Origin of the sequence: Burkholderia sp. WP42, assembly GCF_000745665.1 — a bacterium.
Taxonomy (GTDB): Bacteria; Pseudomonadota; Gammaproteobacteria; order Burkholderiales; family Burkholderiaceae; genus Burkholderia; species Burkholderia vietnamiensis.
In genome coordinates this window covers 91768-111695 of record NZ_JQJT01000028.1, presented here as the reverse complement: position 1 = coordinate 111695, position 19928 = coordinate 91768, and the positions used below count along the sequence as shown (strand labels likewise).

Below are 19928 nucleotides of genomic sequence, written 5' to 3'. Positions count from 1 at the left end.
GTCGAACGTCAGCTTGCCGTCCGGCTTCGGATACTCGATCGGCGTGCATTGCGACGCGGGCTTCAGCATCTCGTGGTCCGCATGCTTGTGGTGCAGCGTCCACGGCACGTTGCCGCCCATCACCTTCTGCTCGAGCCCGACCATCAGCGTGCCGAGGTACAGCCCCTTGGCCATCCACTGCTTGAAGTTGCGCGCGCGGTACAGCTCGGTGTACAGCCACGACTGCCGGAATGCGTCCGGGTAGGCGTGCAGCTCGTCCGACTGGCGGCCGGCCTGCACCGCATCGAACGCCGCGTCGGCGGCCAGCATGCCGGTCTTGATCGCCGCGTGGCTGCCCTTGATGCGCGATGCGTTCAGGAAGCCCGCATCGTCGCCGATCAGCGCGCCGCCCGGGAACACCGTCTTGGGCAGCGACAGGAGCCCGCCCGCGGTGATCGCGCGTGCACCGTACGACACGCGCTTGCCGCCTTCGAGGAATGCGCGGATCGACGGATGCGTCTTGTAGCGCTGGAACTCCTCGAACGGCGACAGGTACGGGTTCGTGTAGCCAAGCCCAACCACGAAGCCGACCACGACCTGGTTGTTGTCCATGTGGTACAGGAACGAACCGCCGTAGGTATCCGACTTCAGCGGCCAGCCGGCCGTGTGGATCACGAGGCCCGGCTTGTGTTTCGCCGGATCGATCTCCCACAGCTCCTTGATGCCGATCCCATATGCCTGCGGATCGGCGTTCGCGTCGAGCTTGAACTTCGAGATCAGCTGGCGGCCGAGATGACCGCGGCAGCCTTCGGCGAACAGCGTGTACTTCGCGTGCAGTTCCATGCCGAGCTGGAAGTTCTCGGTCGGCTCGCCGTCCTTGCCCACGCCCATGTTGCCGGTGGCGACGCCCTTCACCGAGCCGTCGTCGTTGTAGAGGATCTCCGCGGCCGGAAAGCCGGGGAAGATCTCGACGCCGAGCGCTTCGGCCTGTGTGCCGAGCCAGCGCGTGACGTTGCCCAGCGAGATCACGTAGTTGCCGTGATTCTTGAAGTTGTCGGGCAACGCCCAGTTCGGCGTCGTGACCGCGCTCTGCTCGGACAGGAACAGGAAGCGGTCCTCGGTCACCTCGACGGTGAGCGGCGCGCCGCGTTCCTTCCAGTCGGGGAACAGCTCGGTGATCGCGCGTGGGTCCATCACCGCGCCCGACAGGATGTGCGCGCCGATCTCGGAACCCTTCTCGAGCACGCACACGCCGATCTCGGCGCCTTTCTCGGCGGCCAGCTGCTTGAGCCGGATCGCCGCCGACAGCCCGGCGGGGCCGCCGCCGACGATCACGACGTCGTATTCCATCGATTCGCGCGGGCCGTATTGCGCGAGCAAGTCCTGGGTGGTCAAAATACTGTCTCCTCCTGCGCTCCGACCGTGGCGGTCAGAACTGGTCTTCCGTCAGCGCGAGCACGCTCTGGTTACCCTTCGCGCCGACGATCGACGCTTCGAGCGCACCGGCCTGCACGAGCACGTGTTCCGCATAGCATTGGGCGATCGCGATCTTCGCGTCGTGGAACGCCGCGTCGCTCGCGCGGTTCGCGTCGGCCGCGAGCAGCGCACGCGCCATCTGCCATCCGCACAGCACGACGCCCGCCAGCTTCAGGTAAGGCACGCTGCCCGCGAACACCGCGTTCGGGTCCTGCTTCGCATTGGCGAGCACGTAGTCCACCACCGCCGACAGCGCGCGCGCGCCCTTCTCGAGCTGCGCCTTCATCGATGCGGCGGCCGCGCCGTCGACCTTGCCGAGCGCCGCGACGGTTGCGTCGATCTCCGCGATCAGCGCCTTCGCGACCGCACCGCCGTCGCGCAGCGTCTTGCGGCCGACGAGGTCGTTCGCCTGGATCGCGGTCGTGCCTTCGTAGATCGCGAGGATGCGCCCATCGCGGTAATACTGCGCCGCGCCGGTTTCCTCGATGAAGCCCATCCCGCCGTGCACCTGCACGCCGAGGCTCGCGACGTCGTTGACCATCTCGGTGCTCCAGCCCTTCACGATCGGCACCAGATATTCGTAGATGGCCTGATGGCGCGTGCGCGTCGCGTCGTCCGAATGGCGGTGCGCAATGTCGCTGTGCGCAGCCGCGACGTACGCGAGCGCGCGCGCGCCTTCGGTCAGCGCGCGCATCGTGCCGAGCATCCGGCGCACGTCCGGGTGGTGGATGATGGTCACCGACTGCTTCGCCGATCCGTCGACCGGGCGGCTCTGCACGCGCTCCTTCGCGAAGGCCGCGGCCTTCTGGTACGCGCGGTCGGCCACGCCGATCCCCTGCATGCCGACGCCGAAGCGCGCCGCGTTCATCATGATGAACATGTATTCGAGGCCGCGGTTCTCCTCGCCGACGAGGTAACCGATCGCGCCGCCGTGGTCGCCGTATTGCAGCACCGCGGTCGGGCTCGCCTTGATGCCGAGCTTGTGCTCGATCGACACGCAGTGCACGTCGTTGCGGGCGCCGAGCGAGCCGTCTTCGTTGACCAGGAACTTCGGCACGATGAACAGCGAGATGCCCTTCACGCCCTCCGGCGCGTTCGGCGTACGCGCGAGCACCAGGTGGACGATGTTGTCCGCCATGTCGTGCTCGCCCCACGTGATGAAGATCTTGGTGCCGAACACCTTGTACGTGCCGTCGCCCTGCGGCTCGGCGCGCGAGCGCACCAGCGCGAGGTCCGAACCGGCCTGCGGCTCGGTCAGGTTCATCGTGCCCGTCCACTCGCCCGAAATCAGCTTCGGCACGTAGCGCTGCTTCTGCTCGTCGGTGCCGGCCGTCAGCAGCGCTTCGATCGCGCCGTCGGTGAGCAGCGGGCACAACGCGAACGACAGGTTCGCCGCGTTCAGCATCTCGATGCACGGCGTCGCGATCAGCTTCGGCAGCCCCTGACCGTCGTACTCGACCGGGTGTTGCAGGCCCTGCCAGCCGCCTTCGACGAACTGGCGGAACGCGGCGCCGAAACCGGGCGTCGCCGTCACGGCGCCGTCCTTCCAGCTGCTCGGGTTGCGGTCGCCGTCGACGTTCAGCGGCGCCAGCACCTCGCCGCAGAATTTCGCCGACTCGTCCAGCACGGCCTGCGCGGTGTCGTAGCCGGCGTCCTCGAAGCCGGGCAGCTGCGCAACGGTGTCGATGCCCGCGAGTTCCTTCAGCACGAACAGCATGTCCTTGACGGGGGCGTTATAGCTCATGGTCGTTGTTCCAAATCAGGCAGTGAATGAAGCGCGCGGCCCGCGCGGCTGCGGCAAAACCGGCCAGCACCAGGCGACGTCGTGGCCCATCGTAATGCCGACGCGGCCGTTTCCCACTGTCATATCCGGCCCAGATAGTGACAAAACCGGCCACACGATGCGCGCATGCCGACACCCGAACCCGGCCCTTTCGCAGCGTGTGCCGACGCGGATTTCCACGGGGCCGACGCGCCCACGGCACGCCGATCGGGCGGCCGGGGCGGCGCGCCGGTCATCGCGATGGACGCCTTCTATGGGAAAACCCTAGGGCCTGCGCGCGCTGCGCATTTCGCATGCCGGTGCCGCGCTGCACGATGCGCGGCAGACTGGCCGCGTCGGTCGCCGATCCGGATGCCGCGCCGAGACGCGCGCGTCGACGAAACACAGCGGCGCGGCAAAAGACAGCCGCGATGCGACCGCGTGCTGCCCTTGTCCGACGCAGGCGCGCGGCGCCCGGACCGCGTCGGCGCCGCACCGCGAACGACCGATCATCCTGTGATGCAATCTCGCAACCGGTCCACGAAACACAGGCATGATTCTGGTAACTTGACGCACCGGCCCGAGCGCTTCGCGACGGCCATCACCCATCTTTCATACCATGACACTACAGATTGGGATTCCTCTGGAGACAGCCACCGGCGAACGGCGCGTTGCGACCGTGCCCGAGGTGGTCGAGAAACTGATCAAGCTGGGGTTTGCGGTGGCCGTGCAAAGCGGCGCCGGTGCCGGCGCGAACTTCGACGACGACGCCTATCGCGCGGCCGGCGCGAGCATCGCCGCTACGGCGGCTGAGCTGTGGTCCGGCAGCGACATCGTGTTCAAGGTGCGCCCACCGAGCGCCGACGAAGTCGCGCTGATGCGCGAAGGCGGCATGCTGATCGGTTTCGTGTGGCCGGCGCAGAACCCCGACCTGATGCAGCAGCTCGCGGCGAAGCGCGCGACCGTGCTCGCGATCGATTCGCTGCCGCGCACGCTGTCGCGCGCGCAGAAGATGGACGCGCTGACGTCGATGGCCGGCATCAGCGGCTACCGCGCGGTGATCGAGGCCGCGCATGCGTTCGGCCGCTTCCTGAACGGGCAGGTCACGGCGGCCGGGAAAATCCCGCCGGCGAAGGTTTTCATCGCCGGCGCGGGCGTGGCCGGCCTCGCCGCGATCGGCACGGCCGCGAGCCTCGGCGCGATCGTGCGTGCGAACGACACGCGCGCCGAAGTGGCCGACCAGGTGAAGTCGCTGGGCGGCGAATTCGTCAAGGTCGACTACGAAGAGGAAGGCTCGGGCGGCGGCGGCTACGCGAAGGTGATGAGCGAAGGCTTCCAGCAGGCGCAGCGCGCGATGTATGCGCAGCAGGCGAAGGACGCCGACATCATCATCACGACCGCGCTGATCCCCGGCAAGCCGGCGCCGAAGCTGATCACCGCCGAGATGGTGCAGTCGATGAAGCCCGGCAGCGTGATCGTCGACATGGCCGCCGAACAGGGCGGCAACTGCGAGCTGACGGTGCCCGGCGAGGCGGTCGTGCGCCACGGCGTGACGATCGTCGGCTATACCGATCTCGCGTCGCGCCTGTCGCGGCAGTCGTCCACGCTGTATGCGACCAACCTGCTGCGCGTGCTCGAGGAGCTGTGCAAGGGCAAGGACGGCACGATCGACGTCGACTTCGACGACGATGCGATCCGCGGCCTGACCGTCATCAAGGAAGGCAACGTCACCTGGCCAGCGCCGCCGCTCAAGCAGCCGGCCGTCGCGCCCAAGCCCGCGGCCGCCGCACCCGCCGCGGCCGCGCCGGCGAAGTCCAAGGGCCACGGCCACAGCGGCGAGCCGATGTCGGCCAAGGCGCTCGCGATCGTGTTCGCGGTCGGCGCGCTCGCGTTCCTGCTGGTCGGCCAGTTCGCGCCGGCCAGCTTCCTGTCGCACTTCACGGTGTTCGTGCTCGCGTGCTTCGTCGGCTACATGGTGATCTGGAACGTCACGCCGTCGCTGCACACGCCGCTGATGAGCGTGACCAACGCGATCTCGTCGATCATCGCGATCGGCGCGCTCGTGCAGGTGGCGCCGCCGACGGCCGAGCTCGCCAATGCCGGCGATCGTCCGTCGGGGCTGATCCTCGGCCTCGCGGTCGGCGCGCTGACGCTCACCGCCGTCAACATGTTCGGCGGCTTCGCGGTCACGCGCCGCATGCTCGCGATGTTCCGCAAATAAGGGGACGACAACCATGACTTCCAATCTGACCACCGTCTCCTACATCGGCGCCGCGATCCTGTTCATCCTGAGCCTCGGCGGCCTCGCCAACCCCGAAACCGCGCGCCGCGGCAACCTGCTCGGGATGATCGGCATGCTGATCGCGGTGCTGGCCACCGTCGCCGGGCCGCGCGTGTCGGCAGCGGGCATTCCGTACGTGATCGCCGCGCTGGTCGTCGGCGGCGCGGTCGGCCTCTATGCCGCGAAGAAAGTGCAGATGACGCAGATGCCGGAGCTGGTCGCGCTGATGCACAGCCTGGTCGGCCTCGCCGCATGCCTGGTCGGCTTCGCGAGCTACGTCGACACGTCGCTGCAGTTCGTCGGCGCCGAGAAGGCGATCCACGAGGTGGAGATCTACGTCGGCATCCTGATCGGCGCGATCACCTTCGCTGGCTCGATCGTCGCGTTCGGCAAGCTGTCGGGCAAGATCGGCGGCAAGCCGCTGCTGCTGCCGGCACGGCACTGGCTGAACCTCGCCGCGCTGCTGATCGTGATCTACTACGGCCGCGCGTTCCTGCATGCGGAAACCATCCAGGACGGCATGCTGCCGCTCGTCGTGATGACGGTGATCGCACTGCTGTTCGGCGTGCACATGGTGATGGCGATCGGCGGCGCCGACATGCCCGTCGTCGTGTCGATGCTCAACAGCTACTCGGGATGGGCCGCGGCCGCGACCGGCTTCATGTTGGGCAACGACCTGCTTATCGTGATCGGCGCGCTGGTCGGCTCGTCCGGTGCGATCCTGTCGTACATCATGTGCCGCGCGATGAACCGCAATTTCATCAGCGTGATCGCGGGCGGCTTCGGCAGCGGCGCGGGCGCACCGGCCGCCGCGGGCGGCGCCGCGCAACCGGCCGGCGAGGCCGTCGCGGTGAGCGCGACGGAGACGGCCGAGCTGCTGCGCGAAGCGAAGCGCGTGATCATCGTACCCGGCTATGGGATGGCGGTGGCGCAGGCGCAGCACACGGTGTTCGAGCTGACCAAGCTGCTGCGCGAGAAGGGCGTCGACGTGCGCTTCGCGATTCACCCGGTCGCGGGCCGCATGCCCGGCCACATGAACGTGCTGCTCGCCGAAGCGAAGGTGCCGTACGACATCGTGCTCGAGATGGACGAGATCAACGACGACTTCCCCGACGCCGACGTGTCGATGGTGATCGGCGCGAACGACATCGTGAACCCGGCCGCGCAGGACGACCCGACGAGCCCGATCGCGGGCATGCCGGTGCTCGAGGTGTGGAAGGCGAAAACGTCGATCGTGATGAAGCGCAGCATGGCGTCCGGCTATGCCGGCGTCGACAATCCGCTGTTCTACAAGGACAACAACCGCATGTTGTTCGGCGACGCGAAGTCGATGCTCAATGAAATCTTCGGCGCGTTGAAAGCCTGATCGCGACGGCGCGCGCGGCCGGCGACACGCCGGCTTGCGCCGCGCACGAATGCGATGACCGTCGGCCCGTCCCGCAGCGATGCGCGACGGGCCGACGCGCATGTGCGCCATCGGTACGGGGCCGGCAAGGTGGCGGCCCGGCTGGGATGCCGTCCATGGGAGCGCGGCAAGGATGCCGGTTATGGGAAAGCGCTACGCGCGCCGCCGGTACGTGCCCGGCGTACTGCCGGTCCAGTGGCGAAACGCGCGGTGGAACGCGCTCGGATCGTCGAAGCCGAGATCGGTGCCGATCGCCGCGATCGTGTCGAGCGTATCGGTGAGCCGCTGGATCGCGATGTCGCGTCGCAGCTCGTCCTTGAGCGCCTGGAAGGTGGTGCCTTCGGCGGCCAGATGGCGGCTCAGCGTGCGCACCGAGCAATGCAGATGTTCGGCCGCCCGCTCGATCACCGGCAGCTCGGGCAGCGCCGCCGACAGGTACTGCCGCACGCGGTGGCAGACGAGCTGCTCGCTGAACGATTCGAAGATCCAGTCGCCCGGCGCTCGCGCGAGGAACTTGCGCAGGTTGCGCTTGCTCTGCCGGATCGGCACGTCGAGAAGGTCGGCGCTGAAGCGCATCAGCGTGCGCTCGCAGTCGAACTGCACGGAGCCGGAGAAGAAGTACAGATGATCGATCGCATGCCGCGGACGCCGGCACGCGAATTCGATCCGCAGCAGCGGGATCTTCTGCCCGATCAGCCAGGAACACACGCCGTGCACGAGCTTGAGCATCAGCTCCTGGCCGAGCGCGCCGATCGGGCCGATCGCCGGGTTCGGACGCAGCAGCACCTGCGCGACCAGGCCGTCGCGCGTCGATTCGACGAAGAAGTCGTCGAGCAGCAGATGGAAGAACTGGCCGAAACGATACAGCGCCGTGCCGAGGTTGCGCGCATCGAGCAGGCTCAGGCACAGGTACTTCAGCGTGCCGCGGCGCAGCGGGCGCGAGAAGATGCCGGGCATCTCGTCGTCGAGGTCGATCGCGAGCGTGCGGTACAGCGTCGAGAACTGATCTTCGGTCACGCGCGCATGCGGCTCGCCGAGCAGTTCGAGCGGAATGCCGGCGCCGCGCAGGTAGCGCTCGACCACGTCGCGCTGCGCGCCCGCGCTCGCGAGAAAGCCGTTGACGAGCGAAATCGGCACCGTCGCGCTGGGCGACGGCAGCGCACGCCCAGGCTGGGCGGGAGGTGAATCTGTACCGGTCATCGCGTCCCCGTCGGTCGAACCGCTCGCATTGTACTTGAGCGACCCACGGCGGGCTTGCGGGGCTTTCCGGTGTTTCGGGGCTTTCGGGACGACCGCGCCGGCAGGCGAGCCGGCCCGCGCGTCGTCGCCCGCGCGGCGCATGCGCACCATCACTGCGCGTGGCTGAGTTCCCGGCGCAGGATCTTGCCGACCGTCGACTTCGGCAGCCGCTCGACCACGCGGATCTGCTTCGGCACCTTGTAGCCGGCGAGGTTCGTACGGCAATGCGCGACGATCTCGGCCTCGCCGACGGTCGCGTCGGGCGCGAGCACCACGAACAGCTTCGGCGCCTCGCCGGTGCGCTCGTCCGGCACGCCGATGCACGCGCATTCGGCCACGCCCGGCAGCGCGGTCACCACCGCTTCGACTTCGTTCGGATACACGTTGAAGCCCGACACGATGATCATGTCCTTCTTGCGGTCGACGATCTTCAGGAAGCCGGCCGCGTCGAACACGCCGATGTCGCCGGTGCGGAAATAGCCGTCCTCGGTGAACGCGGCCGCGTTCGCTTCGGGCTTCTGCCAGTAGCCGCCCATCACCTGCGGCCCGCGCACGCAGATCTCGCCCGCGCCGCCGATCGCGACCTCGCGGTTTTCGTCGTCGAGCAGCTTCACGTCGGTCGACGGCAGCGGCAGGCCGGTCGTGCCCGTGAACCGGTCGACCGACTGCGGATTGAACGTGACGACCGGCGACGTTTCCGACAGCCCGTAACCTTCGCGGATGAAATTGCCCGTCACCGCCTGCCAGCGCGCGGAGATCACGTCGATCACGGCCGCGCCGCCGCCGGCCGACAGCTTCAGCCGCGACCAGTCGACTTCCTTCAGCCGCGGATGGCCCGCGAGCCCCGCATACAGCGTGTTGACGCCGACGAACACCGACGGCCGCGCGGCCTTCAGCACGTCGATCAGGCCGTCCATGTCGCGCGGATTGGCGACGAGCCAGTTCTGCGCGCCGATCGCGAAGTAGGACAGGAAGTTCACCGTCAGCGCGAAGATGTGGTACAGCGGAATCGCCGTGACGACGACCTCCTCGCCCGGCCGCCGCGCGTCCGGCACGATCGCCGCGAATTGCTCGACGTTCGCGATCAGGTTGCGGTGCGACAGCGCGGCGCCCTTCGACAGCCCGGTCGTGCCGCCCGTGTATTGCAGCAGCAAGAGGTCGCTGCCGTCGAGCGCAACCGGCGCGCGTTGCAGCGCCGCGCCGGCCGCGAACGCGTCGGCGAGCGCGAGCGAGCCGGGCGGCAGCGCCGCGCATGCGCCGGCCGGCGCATCGACGACGCCGAGATCGTCGCGGCCCACGGTCAGCACCGTGCGCACGCGCGTCTTGCCGACCACGTCGGCGAACGTGGCCATCGACCCGCCGCACACGACCGCCACTTCGACGCCCGCGTCGTTGAGCTGGTGTTCGAGTTCGTGCGGCGTATAGAGCGGGTTCACGTTGACCTGGACCGCGCCGATGCGCGCGAGCGCGACGAACACCACCGGAAACGCCAGCACGTTGGGCAGCATCACGGCCACGCGGTCGCCCTTGCGCACCTGCGCGACCTGCTGCAGGTACGCGGCGAGCGCGGCCGACAGGCGGTCGACGTCCGCATAGGTCAGCGTGCGGTCGGACGCGCGGAACGCCGGATGACCGGCGAAGCGGCGCATCGCGTCGTCCAGCAGCGCGGTTACGGATGGAAAGCGATCGGGATCGATCTCGGCGGGGATCGAGCCATACGACCCGATCCAGTGTCTCTTCGTCATGTCCTGCTCCTCGGGGGACGGCGCCACGCGGCGCCGTTCGCACGGCGGCCCGCGCATCGGATGCGCGCGGGCCGTCGCCTGACCGACGAATATCGCGCGCGCGGCCCGCTTTGAAAATGATTCGCGCGGCCGAAAACATGATCGAAACGGACACACCGGCGCGCCAGTCCGTAAACCGCAAACCCGCCCGCCCGGGTGGCGACATGATGCGCACGCAGGCGCAGGATCAGGGTGAACCCTATGGCGCGGCCGCGCGTTCGGGGGCAGAATCGCCAACCCGGAACGGTATCGAATCGGACGTACACCCAGCCATGCCGCGCACCGCGCACCTGAACCCGACGGCCGCCCGCGCGGCGGCGCTGCCCGAGACCCTGCCCGCCCATGCGTTGCGCGACAAGCGCTTTTCGCCGGCGAAGCTCGCCGTGCTCGTCGACGTCGCGCGCGAGCTCGGGCTCGATTCGTCGGCGGTGCTCGCCGGCACGGGCCTGTCGCCGGAGGCCGTCGCCGATCCGTTCACGCTCACGTCGCCGCTGCAGTTCCTGACCGCCGCGCGCAACGCGCTCGAGCGCTACGACGGCTCCGACCTCGGCGTGCGCGTCGGCCGCCGGCTGCATGCGTCGAGCTACGGGATGTACGGCTACGCAATGCTGTGCTCGGAATCGCTCGCGCGTGCGTTCGATTCGGCCGTCAAATATCACCGGCTCGCGAATGGGATGCTGACCATCCGCTGGGTTGAACAGGGCGACACCGCGGCGTGGCTGTTTCCCGATCCGCACGAAGCCGCGCTGGCCGGCCCCGATCTGCCGCTGTACCGCTTTCTGATCGACATGCAGTTCGCGCTGCACGTGACGGTCATCAAGGACGTGATGGGCGCGTGGTGCGTGCCGGCGCGCGCGCAGTTCGCGCAGCCGCGGCCCGCGCACGCGGCGCTGCTCGCCGAGGCGCTCGAATGCCCGATCGCGTTCGACCAGCCGCACCATGTGCTGAGCTACCCGGCCGCGTGGCTCGCCCGCGCGCCACAGCTCGCGAACCCGATCACCGCCGCGCAGGTGTCGTCGCACTGCGCGCATCTGCTCGACGAATTGCGCAGCCAGGCCGACGTCACGCGGCGCGTCTACCAGGAGCTCACGCGCACGCCCGGGCAGTTTCCGGACATCGTCGCGATCGCCGGCACGCTGTGCATGACGTCCCGCACGCTGCGCCGCAAGCTCGACGCCGAAGGCACGTCGTACAGCGAATTGCTGACGAGCGTGCGCAAGGCGCTCGCGATCGACTACCTGAGCACCACCACGCTCAGCACCGAGGACATCGCGCTGACGCTCGGCTTCAGCGACGCGGTCGGGTTCCGCCACGCGTTCAAGCGCTGGACCGGCACGACGCCGACCGAAGTACGGCGCAAGCGCGGGACGTGACGCGTGCGCCGCATCGGCGCGGGCCGCGCATGCACGGTCACTGCGGGTCGCCGGGCGCCGGCTGCGCGATCGCGAGCGCGAACTCGAACACCGCGCCGCGCCCGTCCCGGTCGACGAGCCGGATGTCGCTGCCGTTGAGCGCCAGCATCCGGTGCACGATCAGCAGGCCGAGGCCGCCGTTCGTCGCCATGCCGCCGCTGGCGGGCCGCTGCGGCCGCTGGAACAATCCTGCGCGGCGCGCCAGCGGGATCCCTTCGCCGGTGTCCGACACGGTCACCACCACGCGGTCGTCGCGCGGCGTCAGCGCGACTTCGATTGCGCCGTGCTGCGGCGTGTGCCGCAATGCGTTGTCGAGCAGATTGGTCAGCACGCGCTCGATCATCGCGAGATCGGCCGACACGGCCGGCACGCGCGGCGGGATGCGCGCCTGCAGCGCGATGCCGCGCGACTGGGCCGCGAGTTCGAACTTCTGGAAGACGTCCTGCACGAGATCGACGAGCGAGAACGGCTCGCGCTCGGCCTGCACACTGCCCGACTCGAGCCGCGCCAGCTCGAACAGCGCCTGCGCGAGCCGCCCGACCTTGGTGCTCTGCGCGAGCGCGACCGACAGGTAGCGGCGGCGCTCAGAGTCGGCGAGCGTGTCGGCCTTCAGCGACAGCGTTTCCAGATAGCCGTGCAGCGAGGTCAGCGGCGTGCGCAGATCGTGCGAGATGTTCGTGATCAGCTCGCGCCGCTGCTGGTCCTGACGCGTCAGCGCGCGCCACTGCTCGCCGATCCGGTCGGCCATCTGCGCGAACGCGGATTCGAGCACCGCGAGGTCGTCGCCGCGGCGTCCCGGCGCGGGGCGCGGCAGCGGCGGCTGCGTGTCGGGCACGCCGTTCGCGTCGAAGCGGCGCATCGCGTCGGTCAGCCGGCGCAGCGGCCGCGTGATGAAGCTGAACGCGATCAGGCCGGCCACCAGCCCGAGCAGCGCGACGACCGCCATCGACCACAGGGTCGTGCGCAGCACGTTGCCGGCGTCGACGCGCGCGGCCAGCCGGTCGTGCGCTTCGCCGAGCAGCACCACGTAGACGTAGCCGGACGGCGGCTGCCCGGCGCGCTGCAGCGGCGCGGCGCTGAACACCTTGCGCGCGTCGATGCTGCGCGGATCGTCGCCGAGGATCGGCAGCGGCTCGCCCGCGATGAAGCGCTGCACCGGCGCGAGATCGACGCGGGTGCGCTTCACGTGCCCGGGCGGCGCGTCGTCGCCCTCGATGTGCCCCGCGTTGTCGAGCAGGTAGACCTCGACGCTCGGGTTCACGCCCATCAGTTGACCGAACAGCCGGCGCACGGCATCCGGGCGCAGGCCGTTCGCGTCCATCAGCGGCGTGCTGCTGGCGATGTGCGCGGCGAGATCGCGCGACAGCGCCTGCACGACTTCCTTCTCGCGCATGTCGTTCGCGCGGATCTGCAGCCACGCGGACGCGCCCGAACACGCGAGCAGCAGCACCGCGAACACGCACGACAGCCGCTGGGTCAGATTCAGCTTCATCACGCGTCCCGCTGGCCCGGTGCGGCCAGCTTGTAGCCGCGCCCCCACACCGTGAGGATCCGCACGGGATCGGCGGGATCGGCCTCGATCTTCGCGCGCAGCCGGTTGATGTGCGTGTTCACCGTATGTTCGTAGCCTTCGTGCCGGTAGCCCCATACGGCGTTCAGCAGATCCATCCGCGAGAACACCTTGCCCGGATGCCGGGCGAAGAAGTACAGCAGGTCGAATTCGCGCGGCGTGAGGTCGATGCGCGTGCCGTCGACGCTCGCCTCGCGCGCGATCGGATCGATCGACAGGCCGGCGACGTCGAGCGTGCCGGCGTCGAGGCGCGAGTCGCGCGCGAGCGCGTCGACGCGCCGCAGCAGCGCCTTCACGCGCGCGACCAGCTCCAGCACCGAGAACGGCTTCGCGAGGTAATCGTCGGCGCCGAGTTCGAGGCCGAGAATCCGGTGCACCTCGCTCGAGCGCGCGCTCGTGATGATGATCGGCGTGTAGCGCGCCATCGCGCGGGCGCGCCGGCAGATTTCGAGGCCGTCGACGCCCGGCAGCATCAGATCGAGAATCAGCGCGTCCCAGTTTCCCTGCTCGAGCAGACGCAGGCCTTCGGCGCCGTCCGCGCTGTGGACGACTTCGTAGCGCTCGTCGCGCAGATGCAGGCTCAACACGTCGGCGATGTCGGCGTCGTCTTCGACGATCAGGATGCGTTTGGCGTGATCCATGGTGAACGCGGCAGTGCGTCGGTAAGGGTGTCGGGCGCGTGAGCGTTGGCGGCGGCGGCCGGGGCAGCGCGCGGCCGCGATGCCGTCATTGTGCAGAATTTCGCGGCGGCGAGGGATCACAAATCGTTTAACTCTGGGGCAGGCCTGGGCCGGAAGGTCGTTCTTCCTTTCGTCTGGGCGCCGGACAGGCGGCGGCGCATGGCGCGATTACGTCGAACACGAGCGATACGCGTCGCGGTTACTGAGGAACCCGATGTCGGCACTTTGGGGGAGCGGCATCGTCGATGCACCTTGTTCGTACCGACGAACGAGCGCGGAAAATCGCAACCGGTTTTGATTCCCGACGCCAAATACCTCCCGGGAGTGCCGATCGTACGTGTACGCTGTTCAGCTATACATCGGGATCCGAAAATCCCACACCGATCGCGTCGTTCAAGCCCGTACCACGGCCCGTTGGATCAGTCGACTCTCGGTCGACTGGCCGCCGGCTCAAGTCCGGCCGGCCCTATCAATGCAGAGGAATTACATGTCGCTTCTTGACCGCATGCTTTCGCGTGCAACACCGCAAACCGGCAAAGGCCGCCGAAGGGTCTTGGTGCGCGTCTGGCTCGACGACGAAGGTCGGGTGCGCGACCTGAAGGTCCGCCGAAGTTGTGGCGACCCGGCCGGCGACGAGCGCGCCCTCCATGCAATCGCCGTCATGCGCTTTCCACGCGGTCAGCTGGGTTCAGGAGGCGGCACGTCGCAGCGGTGGCACGATCTCAACTACGACGTCGACTGAGGTGTCGACGTTGAGCGGCTTGCTCGTAAGCAGTCGATATGTATCGTCTGGTCGTGGCCGGATGCGTTTGGCGGTGGTTCATCACGTCAATGTGCCTGGTACTCGCCCTGCCGAATGGACCATACAATTGCGCACTTCAATGATGGCACTGAGCTTTACCAGGACTTCGCCGTAATTCAGTACGGTATCGATCGCGAGGACGTGACGCAGTTTGCGAATCTGCTGATGGTCTTGTTGCCGAGCCGGATCGGAGCGGGGCCGCCGTCATCGACTTCGACTGGCCGCGCGCGCTCGACTGCGATGCCGCAGGTTTGCGCGATCGAATCAAGGAGGACCTCCAAGCGTTGCGAGCAAGCGCCTGACTCGATGCTTCCAGCGAGCTCGCCCACGTTACGGATGGTCGCACCATCCGTCAGAATGCCCGCACTTCCGGCGCCGCGATTCTCGTCGCTTGCATGCGCCACTTCGCCGGCGTCATCCCCACCTGCCGTTTGAACACGCGTTGGAACGCAGCCTCCGACCGATATCCGACCGTCTCGCCGATCTCCGCGACGGACATCGTCGTTTGCGCCAGCTTGCGCCCTGCAAGCGCCATGCGGATTTCCGTCAGCACATCGGTCGCCGAGCGGCTGATCGCCTCGTCGAAGTGGCGTGCGAACGTCGCGCGCGACATGTGGCAGCGCTCCGCCAGCTGCGCCAGCGTCCAGGGCTTTTCCGGCTCGTCGAACATCGCAGTGAGCGCCGGCTGCAACCGATGGCGTTGCGCCAGCGCGAGCAGCCCGCGCGGCGCGTGACCGGACTCGGACGCACTGCGCAGCGTCAACGCGAACAGCGCGCCGGACAGATGATCGACCACCGCCGCGCTGCCGGCACGTTGCTCCAGCGCTTCCTCACGCATCAATTCGATGACTCGCGCAAGCCGCGTGGCGGCAAACGCGGCGTCGCGCGTCTGTCCATCGCCGGCGGCGACGCTGCTCACGATCAGACGCCGAGGCAGATGGTCGCGCAGCAACTGCTGCGGGACGGCCGGCAGCACGAAGCGCCCGCACAGCACGTCGATGCTCGCGTCGGCGCTGCCGTTCGTCGTAATGGTCAAGCCGTTGCGGTGCCGCTCCTGCACCGCGCGCGGCGCGTCGCCGCTGCCGTCGTGCAGCCGGTGCGCACTGCCGGAGGGGAACACCACGATGTCGCCGGCCTTCATTCGGAGCGTCGGCTCTTCCGCGCCGCCCGTCTCGCCTTCGACGACAGCCTCGCCGCGCAACAGGATGTGATACGGAAGCTCCCGCTCGTTCGACTCGGGATGGTCGATGCGCCACGGCGAACCGAAATGGCACCGTACGTCCAGCCGGCCGGTGACCGGCATCATCGACAGCAATCGGTCCAGCATGTCCATATGAGACGTTTGAGCATGAATTTGCGCAAGTATGGCATTAAAGAACTCGCCCTGCATCCCTACACTGACTCCCATGCCATACGACATGGCTAAGCAGTTCAACCACTCAACTGAACGAAGGAGTCGATCATGTCCCGTCTCACCACCATTCGCCCTGAAGAAGCCACCGGCGCGGCAGCGGAAGTGTTCGCGAAGATCAAGAAGGCCGCAGGCAAGGTGCCCAATGCGTACGCAACCATCGGCACGCACAGCCCCGAAGCCCTCGGCGCGGCGCTCGCGTTCGACGCGGCCGTGGCTGCCGGCACGCTCGCAAAGGCCGACATCGAAGTCATCAAGCTGGCGGTCAGCGAACACGTGGGCTGTGACTATTGTGTCGCCGCGCATACGCTGATGGGCAAGCTGGCCGGGCTGTCGAGCGACGCCATGAAGCAGGTGCGCGCCGGCGCGGCCACCGGCGACGCCAAGCGCGACGCGCTGGTGACCTATGTGCGTACGCTCGTCGGCACGCGCGGCACGGTGCTCGAGGCGGCCGTCGACGCCGTGCGCGCCGCCGGTTACACGGAGCGCCAACTGATCGAGATCAGCCTGGCGATCGCGTCGATCACGTTCACGAACCTGGTCAATCGCGTCAACGATACGACGCTCGATTTCCCGGCCGTGGCGTAATGGCGCGTCGGTGGGCAGGCACGGCGATCGAACGCAGTCGATCCGACTGCGTTCGATCGTGAGGCCCGTCTCGCCGGCGGAATGTGCTGGCCGGCGGCGCCGTACTTCGATACCGCCTCTGTCACGCGCTGCCGATCACACCGGTCGATCCGCAAAGTCCTCCCACGCCAGTAACGATCAAGACGGGGAACGCTGTCGATCGACACGCACTGGATTTGGCGCGTGCGTTCCCTGCTGGCCGGCCCGCGCAAGCCGGTCGTCGCTGCGCGGCGAGCGGCACCGGTGCCGATGTGATCGCTCGATCGGTGTCGGCCCGTCCACCACGGGTCCGGCCACCGCGCTGGCCGGATCGCGTCCGCTCAGCGTGGCGGCAGCCCGGCCGCGATCTGGTCCGCGAGGCGTCCCAGAATCGCGCTCAGCGCGGCGGCCTGCGCGGCCGCGCCGTGCTGCGTCAACGATGCGGTCAAGGTCGTCTCGCGGCTCGCGCTCACGCGCTCGGGCCGGCCCGCCAACACCGTCCATGCGGCCTCCAACGTCAACGTGCCGCCGTCGTCCGCATGCACGTCCAGCACCGTGACGACGAGCGTGCGCGTGTCGGGCGGGCGCGGCGCATCCGGCAGGACGACGGCCCCCGTCGGCAGGCGCGTCAGCAGGTCCTGCGCGAGCGTGCGCCGCATCATCCGGTCGAGCGGCCCGGCCCAGCGCGCGCCTTCGTCGATCCAGACACGGTTCGCCGAGCGCTGCACGACGACCTCGGGCCGGTCGAGCTCCGCCGGCACGTGCACGGCAGTCAGTTGCACCGGCTCGATGGGCTCGTCCGCGCGGGTCGATGTAGCCGGCGTCGCACTCAACGCCACATAGCGCGTCGGCGGGCTGTGCCCACATCCGGCGAGCACGGCAGCGAGCACGGCGGCCAGCGCAACGACCGCCCATTTCATCGGGGCCGGCGCCGCTGCCTCGCCGGCCCGTCGCTTCGATCGACGGATCATGGCTTCTCCTTCGCTCTGCCGCGCACGAGCGCTTCGGGATGTCGGTCGAGATAGTCGGCCAGCGCGCGCACCGAGCGGGCGGTATCGGCGAGTTCGCGCAACACTGCGGGCACGCCGGTCTGCGTGGTGGCGTCGTCGCCGAGCGTCCGGCTGGCTGCGGCCGCGGCCTGGTCGGCGCTGTTCGCGGCGTCGCGCAGCTGCGCGACGAGCGGACCGATCTGCGGCGACACCTGCTGCAGCGTGCGGTCGATCTGCGCGACCGATCGGTCGAGATGCGCGAGGCTGTCGCGGATCTGTGGCGATGCGGTCAGCGCATTGAGCCGCGCCGCGATCGCGCGCACGTCGTCGCCGGTCTCCTTGATCGGCAGCGCGTCGAGCTTGCCGGCGATCGCGTTGGCGCGCGCGGCGATCGCATCGAAGTCGGCCGACGCGACGCTCGGAATCTCCGCCGGGTTGGCGCCACCGGAAAACGCGGCCGCCGAAGCGCCGGCGACGAAATCGAGGCTGACCATGCGCGGGCCGACGAGCGGCGGATCCTGCACCAGCCGCGCGCGCAGCCCGCGGGCGACGAGCCGTTCGAGCATGCCGTCGACGATGGGGCGCCAGTTGCCGTCGGCCGGCGGACGCACGCCGGTGATGCCGAGCGCCGACGGTTCGAGCGCAATCTGCACCGGCGTGCCGAGCTGCCCGGTGGCGGCGTCGTAACTCAGCCGCACGCGCGTGACCGTGCCGACCTGGAAGCCGCGCAGTTTCACCGGCGCGCCGTCCTTCAGCTCGCCGGCCGCACCGGCGAACCGAATCACGTACGGCACCACCGGCCCATGCTCGGGCGCGAGCGCCGGGCGGCGCTCGGTGCCGTCGAAGTGCCGCGCCGGGGCGCCGGCGCCCGGCTCCATCACGATTTCCGGCCCGACGACGAGCGCGCGCAGCGAGGTCGGGTCGCTCATGTCCGGCTGCGCACCGCGCAGGAAAAAGCGCGTGCCGCTGAGCAGATACTTCTGCTGCGCGCGATCGATCTTCAACTCGACCTCCACATGCCGGCCGTCGGGCGACAACGCGATGCCTGCGACCTTGCCGACCTTCACGCCGCGCAGCGTCACGTCGGTATCGTCGACTTTCATTCCGTGCGCGTCGGAAAACATCACGGTGACGCTTTCCCCGCCCTGCGCAAGCGCCCGTATCCCGAGCCATCCGACCACGGCCAGCGTGGCGACGGGCACCGCCCAGATCAATCCCGGCCAACGACTGTGGCGCACCTCGGCGCGCGAGCGGCGGATGCGCGGCTGGTTCATCGAGCCCTCCGGTCGCGGCGGTCCCACATCAGGCGCGGATCGAAGGCGCGCGACGCGAGCATGGTCAGGAACACCACGAGCGCGAATGCGGTGGCCCCGGTAGCCGGCTGCGCGGACGCGACGCCGTCGAAGCGGATCAACGGAACGAACGCCGCGATCGTGAAGACGTCGACGTTCGACCATCGGCCGAGTTCGTCGATCCAGCGGTAGAGGCGCACCTTCAGGCGCAGATGCCGGCGCGATCGCCGCAGCACGGACGCGACGAACCAGCCCATGCCGACGATCTTCGCGACCGGGATCACGATGCTCGTGATGAACGTCAAGATGCCGAACGGCCACAGGCCGACGTGAAAGAGCTGCATGACGCCGTCGACGATGCGGTGCATGTGCACGCGTCCGAGCTGGATCGAGGTCGTCATCGGCAACAGGTTGGCCGGCACGGTCAGCACGAGCGCCGCCAGCGACAGCGCGCTCGCGCGCGAAAGCGCCGCGACCCGGCGCGCGCGCAGCGTCAGCCCGCAGCGCGAACACGAACGCCCGGCGCACGCGTACGGCTGCACCATGTCGCAACCGGCACACGACAGCACGGCCTCGCCGCGCGACGGATGCCGATCGGCTTCGATGGCGCGCCACACGGTGCGCCGGTCGAGCGACGCGCGCGTGAGCATCGACATCAGGCCGGCCGCGATCAGGCAATAGCCGCCTGCGCCGATCGACCCGGTGAGACCGTGCGTGACGCGCACGTAGCCGATGATGCAGCCGACGAGGTACACGTCCGGCATTGCCCAAGCGTCGAGTGCGAGCGACCAGCGGAACACCGCGCCGATACCGGAGAACCGCCAGCCGAAGCGAATCGCGGCCAGCACCAGCATCAGGCCGCCGAAGCGCGCGAACGGCAGCACGATGCCGAACATCCCGAGCAACACGGCCAGGATCACCCAGCCGTCGTTCCACATCGACACGATGCCCGACGCGAGCACCGAAGAATGCGACGCGCCCAGCATCGTGACCGTCATCAGCGGTGCGAGGTTGGCGGGAAACAACAGCACGAAGGTCGCCGTCGTGCAGGCGAGCGCGGCCTCAACACTGCGGCCGCGGCGGCGTTCGAGCGTCGCATGGCAGCGTCTGCAGCGCGCCAGCGCGTGTGCTTCGATCGGCGGGATATGGTCGAGCGTCCCGCACGTAGGGCAGCCGATCGTGGTCATGCGACGACAGCTCCGGTGGGCGCGCGATGCGCGCAATGACACGCCCGGTGGCA

The 19928-nt window shown here is 68.8% G+C and carries 15 protein-coding genes; 5 read left to right on the top strand and 10 right to left on the bottom strand.

The genetic code is table 11. The features are described 5' to 3' along the window. Positions 1-1329, bottom strand: a 1329-nt coding sequence (locus tag EX20_RS19040; protein WP_414629613.1) for an NAD(P)/FAD-dependent oxidoreductase, incomplete at its 3' end; no start/stop codon positions are given. A 79-nt stretch (positions 1330-1408) separates the two neighbouring features. After that, the gene (locus EX20_RS19035; protein WP_014725604.1) at positions 1409-3199 is read right to left on the bottom strand and encodes an acyl-CoA dehydrogenase; all 1791 of its coding nucleotides are present in this window, start codon (positions 3197-3199) and stop codon (positions 1409-1411) included. Between the two features lie 637 nt (positions 3200-3836). Between EX20_RS19035 and EX20_RS19025 the strand changes: the two genes are divergently transcribed. Both EX20_RS19025 and pntB read left to right on the top strand, forming a co-directional pair. Further along, complete coding sequence (locus EX20_RS19025; protein WP_034194376.1) at positions 3837-5438, top strand: Re/Si-specific NAD(P)(+) transhydrogenase subunit alpha; 1602 nt, start codon at positions 3837-3839, stop codon at positions 5436-5438. Positions 5439-5451: 13 nt separating this feature from the next. Continuing rightward, complete coding sequence (pntB, locus tag EX20_RS19020) at positions 5452-6864, top strand: Re/Si-specific NAD(P)(+) transhydrogenase subunit beta (protein ID WP_014725601.1); 1413 nt, start codon at positions 5452-5454, stop codon at positions 6862-6864. A 192-nt stretch (positions 6865-7056) separates the two neighbouring features. Here pntB and EX20_RS19015 read toward each other — a convergent pair whose 3' ends face one another. Then, positions 7057-8103, bottom strand: coding sequence for an AraC family transcriptional regulator (locus tag EX20_RS19015; protein ID WP_034194388.1), 1047 nt, complete (start codon positions 8101-8103; stop codon positions 7057-7059). A gap of 149 nt (positions 8104-8252) precedes the next feature. Further along, the gene (locus EX20_RS19010) at positions 8253-9887 is read right to left on the bottom strand and encodes an AMP-binding protein (protein WP_034194375.1); all 1635 of its coding nucleotides are present in this window, start codon (positions 9885-9887) and stop codon (positions 8253-8255) included. 311 nt (positions 9888-10198) lie between these two features. On the opposite strand from EX20_RS19010, the gene EX20_RS19005 reads away from it, so the two are divergent. After that, a complete protein-coding gene (locus EX20_RS19005; RefSeq protein ID WP_034194374.1) occupies positions 10199-11299 on the top strand; it encodes an AraC family transcriptional regulator in 1101 nt (366 codons plus the stop codon). 37 nt (positions 11300-11336) lie between these two features. On the opposite strand, the gene EX20_RS19000 is transcribed toward EX20_RS19005, so the two are convergent. Together EX20_RS19000 and EX20_RS18995 are read right to left on the bottom strand one after the other, a co-directional pair. Beyond that, positions 11337-12830, bottom strand: a complete 1494-nt coding sequence (locus EX20_RS19000) for a sensor histidine kinase (RefSeq protein ID WP_034194373.1) — start codon at positions 12828-12830, stop codon at positions 11337-11339. Next, positions 12830-13549 carry a response regulator transcription factor gene (locus EX20_RS18995; RefSeq protein WP_034194372.1) on the bottom strand — a complete coding sequence of 240 codons (720 nt, stop codon included), beginning with the start codon at positions 13547-13549 and terminating at the stop codon, positions 12830-12832. The genes EX20_RS19000 and EX20_RS18995 overlap by 1 nt, the downstream gene beginning before the upstream one ends. 526 nt (positions 13550-14075) lie before the next feature. Here EX20_RS18995 and EX20_RS18990 point away from each other — a divergent pair. Beyond that, positions 14076-14330: an energy transducer TonB family protein gene (locus tag EX20_RS18990; protein WP_034194387.1), complete on the top strand. Its 255-nt coding sequence runs from the start codon at positions 14076-14078 to the stop codon at positions 14328-14330. A gap of 412 nt (positions 14331-14742) precedes the next feature. Here the strand turns inward: EX20_RS18990 and EX20_RS18985 are convergent, their stop codons facing one another. Next, entirely contained in the window at positions 14743-15780 is a 1038-nt protein-coding gene (locus EX20_RS18985; RefSeq protein WP_051974450.1) for an AraC family transcriptional regulator, read from the bottom strand. Between the two features lie 72 nt (positions 15781-15852). Between EX20_RS18985 and EX20_RS18980 the strand changes: the two genes are divergently transcribed. Beyond that, complete coding sequence (locus EX20_RS18980; RefSeq protein ID WP_034194370.1) at positions 15853-16389, top strand: carboxymuconolactone decarboxylase family protein; 537 nt, start codon at positions 15853-15855, stop codon at positions 16387-16389. A gap of 359 nt (positions 16390-16748) precedes the next feature. On the opposite strand, the gene EX20_RS18975 is transcribed toward EX20_RS18980, so the two are convergent. Genes EX20_RS18975 through EX20_RS18965 form a run of 3 tightly spaced genes read right to left on the bottom strand, consistent with a single transcriptional unit; the run spans position 16749 to position 19875 of the window. Continuing rightward, a complete protein-coding gene (locus tag EX20_RS18975; RefSeq protein WP_034194369.1) occupies positions 16749-17378 on the bottom strand; it encodes a PqiC family protein in 630 nt (209 codons plus the stop codon). Next, a complete protein-coding gene (locus EX20_RS18970) occupies positions 17375-18670 on the bottom strand; it encodes an MlaD family protein (protein ID WP_034194368.1) in 1296 nt (431 codons plus the stop codon). Before EX20_RS18970 ends, EX20_RS18975 begins: the two co-directional genes overlap by 4 nt. After that, positions 18667-19875: a paraquat-inducible protein A gene (locus EX20_RS18965; RefSeq protein WP_034194367.1), complete on the bottom strand. Its 1209-nt coding sequence runs from the start codon at positions 19873-19875 to the stop codon at positions 18667-18669. The genes EX20_RS18970 and EX20_RS18965 overlap by 4 nt, the downstream gene beginning before the upstream one ends. Positions 19876-19928: the final 53 nt, after the last annotated feature.